The following is a 3,772-nucleotide window of genomic DNA, read 5'->3' as shown; positions in this document are numbered from 1 at the left end:
CTTCCACGGCACCTTCCTCGTCCAGCACTGGCTGGGCGCCGAAGGAATGCCACGCCGTTACGCGGACTATCTCGCCTCCGACGGATTCACCGCGCTGAACACCATTTCCACGATCAGCTCGTTCGTCCTCGGACTGTCGATCCTGCCGTTCCTCTACAACGTCTGGAAGACCGCCAAGTACGGCAAGAAGGTCGAGGTCGACGACCCGTGGGGCTATGGGCGTTCGCTCGAATGGGCGACTTCCTGCCCGCCGCCGCGGCATAACTTCCTCACTCTGCCGAGGATCCGTTCGGAATCCCCGGCATTCGATCTCCACCACCCGGAGGTCGCCGCGCTCGAACAGCTCGAAAGCGTCGGGCACGGCGGCGAGCCCGCCCTCGCCGGTGGCAAGGAGGCCGGGAAGTGAAGATCCAAGGCAAGATGTTCATCTGGCTGAGCGTCTTCATCCTGGCCGCCGCCGTGCTGTACGGCGTGTGGTCGAAGGAGCCGGCCGGTACGACCGCGCTGTTCCTGGCCTTCGGGCTGAGCGTCATGATCGGCTTCTATCTGGCCTTCACCGCCCGCCGGGTGGACGCGATGGCCCAGGACAACAAGGAAGCCGATGTCTCGGACGAGGCCGGTGAGGTGGGGTTCTTCGCTCCGCACAGCTGGCAGCCGTTCTCGCTCGCCATCGGCGGCGCGCTGGCCTTCCTCGGGATCGCGATCGGCTGGTGGCTGCTGTACTTCTCGCTGCCGCTGATCCTGGTCGGTCTGTGGGGCTGGGTCTTCGAGTTCTACCGGGGCGAGAGCCAGAACCAGTAGAACGCGCGTAGTGCCTTCTGGGGCCCGCCTTACTCGAACGGAGTAGGGCGGGCCCCCGTTCGTACCTCTCGTCGCGCGCTGAGTGAAAGATCTTCCTACCGTGTGCTCATGAACCACACGCCACGTCTGCGCGCTGTCCTCACCTGCACTCTGCTGGTCGTGTCCCTTGGCGCGAGCGCCAGCGCGTGCAGCAGTGACGACGGGCCGCACCCGCTCTCCGGGAAGCCGCGTGAAGCCGCCCCGGGGAAGATCGTCTTCAGTACGCCCGCGGGCGCCACCAAGGTCGATCCCAACAAGCCGCTCGAAGTGACCGCCAAGGGCGAGCGGATCACGGACGTCAACGCCGTCGACAAGGCGGGCCACTATCTGGCGGGTGAACTCACCGCCGACGGGCTGCGCTGGCATTCCACGGCACCACTGGCGGCCGGCTCCCGCTACACCGTCAAGGTCGCCACCGAGGACAAGAAGGGCAAGCCGGGCTCGCGGACGGTCACCTTCGAGACCATGCCCGCCAAGCGGACGCTCACGGTCGAATTCGGGCCGGACGCGGGCGAGTACGGCGTGGGCCAGCCCATCACCGCCACGCTCAGCCAGCCGATCACGGACAAGAAGGCCAGGGATGTCATCGAACGGTCGCTGAAGGTCCGTGCCTATCCCGCGGCGGAGGAGGGCGCCTGGCACTGGGTGGACGACGAGGAGCTGCACTACCGGCCCAAGGAGTACTGGCCCGCGAACGGCAAGGTCACCGCCTACAGCACCCTCCAGGGCGTGAAGATCAGCGACAAGCTGTACGGCGGTGCCGTCAAACCGCTCAAGCTGACCACCGGCGACCGCGTCGAGGCCATCGTCGACGCCAGCTCCCACTACATGACGCTGTTCCGCAACGGTGAAGAGGTCACCAGCATCCCGGTGACCACCGGCAAGCCCGGCTTCTCCACCCGTAACGGCATCAAGGTCATCCTGGGCAAGGAGTACTTCGTACGGATGCGCGGTACGAGCGTCGGCATCGGCGGCGGTGAGGGCTACGACCTTCCCGTGTACTGGGCGACCCGGGTCACCTGGAGCGGTGAGTACGTACACGCCGCGCCCTGGTCCGTGGGCTCGCAGGGATCCGCGAACGTCAGCCACGGCTGTGTCGGCATGTCCACCGCGAACGCGGCCTGGTTCTTCGAGAACGTGCAGGAGGGCGATCTCGTACAGGTGATCAACAGCGCCGGCGACTACATGGAGGACTTCGGCAACGGCTTCGGCGACTGGAACGTGGACTGGGAGGACTGGCGCGAGGGCAGCGTTCTGCTCGCCGGGACGAGGGAGGGCACCAGCCCCGCAGACCCGGCCCGCCTGCGCCCGCTGGTCTGAAGTCCGGTCCGGCGGCCGGTCGGAGAGCCGGTTCGGCAACGTCGGCGGACACCCAGGTCCTGCCGTCCCTCGTGGGCGGCAGGACCTGGCCCGTTTCCGGTCAGCTCAGACGTCTGTCCGCTCAGGCGCTGATGGCCAGCCGGTGGCGGAGCAGGGCGGCCAGGGCGTCCGCGAAGCCGACCGGTTCGACCGGCAGCGTCACCGCCGCGTCCGCACGGCTCCAGGTGGCCAGCCAGGCGTCCTGCGGGCGTCCCATGAGCAGCAGCACGGGCGGGCAGTTGAAGATCTCGTCCTTGATCTGCCGGCAGACGCCCATTCCGCCCGCGGGCACCGTCTCGCCGTCCAGTACGCAGACGTCGATCCCGCCCCGGTCGAGCTGTTCCAGCAGGGCGGGCAGGGTCGCGCACTCCAGGAACTCGACGGGCGGTACGTCGGCGGCCGGCCGGCGTCCCGCTGCCAGCCGGACCTGCTCGCGGGTGTTCGCGTCGTCGCTGTAGACCAGCACCGTGGCGGTCGGCTGCATTGTTCCTCCGTGACATCAGTGTCTGCGAGGGCTCCAGGGCTCCGTCGCCCTGAACCGATGCGCGGATGCTACTCCGTCGGAGACCGAGTCAGCACGGGTACCGACACCGTTCGCCGGCCCGTTCGAGCTGGGCACACTCCACGGACACACCGAACGGCACCCCCCGGAGTCAGGGCGGGATAAGCGACCGACATAATGTCGGTCGTGGCGACAGCAACGACAGTAGAAACCGGGCACGCGCACCCGTCGGTCAACCGGCCGAACCTCACCAGCGTCGGAACCATTATTTGGCTGAGTTCCGAGCTGATGTTCTTCGCGGCCCTCTTCGCGATGTACTTCACCCTGCGATCGGTGATGGGCGCGGCGCACTGGAAGGAGATGGCGTCGCACCTGAACATCCCGTTCTCGGCGACGAACACCACGATCCTGGTGCTCTCCTCCCTCACCTGCCAGCTCGGCGTCTTCGCCGCGGAGCGCGGCGATGTGAAGAAGCTCCGCTCCTGGTTCGTGGTCACGTTCGTGATGGGCGCGATCTTCATCGGCGGTCAGGTCTTCGAGTACACCGAGCTTCTGAAGCAGGACGGCCTCTCGCTGTCCTCCGATCCGTACGGCTCGGTGTTCTATCTGACGACCGGCTTCCACGGGCTGCACGTGACGGGAGGTCTGATCGCGTTCCTGCTGGTTCTGGGCAGGACCTACGCGGCCAAGAGGTTCACCCACGAGCAGGCGACCGCGGCCATCGTCGTGTCGTATTACTGGCACTTCGTCGATGTCGTCTGGATCGGCCTCTTCGCCACGATCTACTTGATCAAGTAGCCGGGTCCCGCGCCCAAGCGCACACAATCCAGAAACACCGACGCAGAAGATCCTGACACCGGGGTAATCCGTGAAAAAGCTCTCCGCACGACGACGCCATCCGCTGGCGGCGGTCGTCGTCCTACTCCTCGCGCTGGCGGCCACCGGGGGGCTGTACGCCGCGTTCGCGCCCGCGGGCACGGCACAGGCTGACGAGACCGCCCAGTCCCTCGCCATCGAGGAGGGCAAGAAGCTCTACTCCGTCGGCTGCGCAAGCTGCCACGGAACCGGCGG

General features: G+C 67.0%; 5 protein-coding genes and 1 pseudogene. 5 read left to right on the top strand and 1 reads right to left on the bottom strand.

Going from position 1 to position 3,772, the window contains the following annotated elements; genetic code table 11:
• The 3 genes and pseudogenes from GA0115259_RS32160 to GA0115259_RS32150 form a co-directional block, all read left to right on the top strand.
• A pseudogene (locus GA0115259_RS32160) lies at positions 1–406 on the top strand (cytochrome ubiquinol oxidase subunit I); the annotation flags it as partial.
• The gene (locus GA0115259_RS32155; RefSeq protein WP_093603505.1) at positions 403–801 is read left to right on the top strand and encodes a cytochrome c oxidase subunit 4; all 399 of its coding nucleotides are present in this window, start codon (positions 403–405) and stop codon (positions 799–801) included. The pseudogene GA0115259_RS32160 and the gene GA0115259_RS32155, both read left to right, overlap by 4 nt.
• 108 nt (positions 802–909) lie before the next feature.
• Positions 910–2,160 carry a L,D-transpeptidase gene (locus tag GA0115259_RS32150; protein WP_093603503.1) on the top strand — a complete coding sequence of 417 codons (1,251 nt, stop codon included), beginning with the start codon at positions 910–912 and terminating at the stop codon, positions 2,158–2,160.
• 121 nt (positions 2,161–2,281) lie between these two features.
• On the opposite strand, the gene GA0115259_RS32145 is transcribed toward GA0115259_RS32150, so the two are convergent.
• Positions 2,282–2,683 (bottom strand): DNA-binding transcriptional response regulator, encoded by a 402-nt coding sequence (locus GA0115259_RS32145; protein WP_093603501.1) that lies wholly within the window; start codon positions 2,681–2,683, stop codon positions 2,282–2,284.
• Between the two features lie 195 nt (positions 2,684–2,878).
• Here GA0115259_RS32145 and GA0115259_RS32140 point away from each other — a divergent pair, with 195 nt between their 5' ends.
• Together GA0115259_RS32140 and GA0115259_RS32135 are read left to right on the top strand one after the other, a co-directional pair.
• A complete protein-coding gene (locus GA0115259_RS32140) occupies positions 2,879–3,499 on the top strand; it encodes an aa3-type cytochrome oxidase subunit III (RefSeq protein WP_093603499.1) in 621 nt (206 codons plus the stop codon).
• A gap of 70 nt (positions 3,500–3,569) precedes the next feature.
• The coding region (locus GA0115259_RS32135) for a c-type cytochrome (RefSeq protein WP_141716778.1) at positions 3,570–3,772 on the top strand (203 nt) is incomplete at its 3' end.

Source organism: Streptomyces sp. MnatMP-M17, assembly GCF_900091995.1.
Taxonomy (GTDB): Bacteria; Actinomycetota; Actinomycetes; order Streptomycetales; family Streptomycetaceae; genus Streptomyces.
The sequence above is the reverse complement of the archived record's forward strand: the minus strand, read 5'-3'. Positions and strand labels throughout refer to the sequence as shown.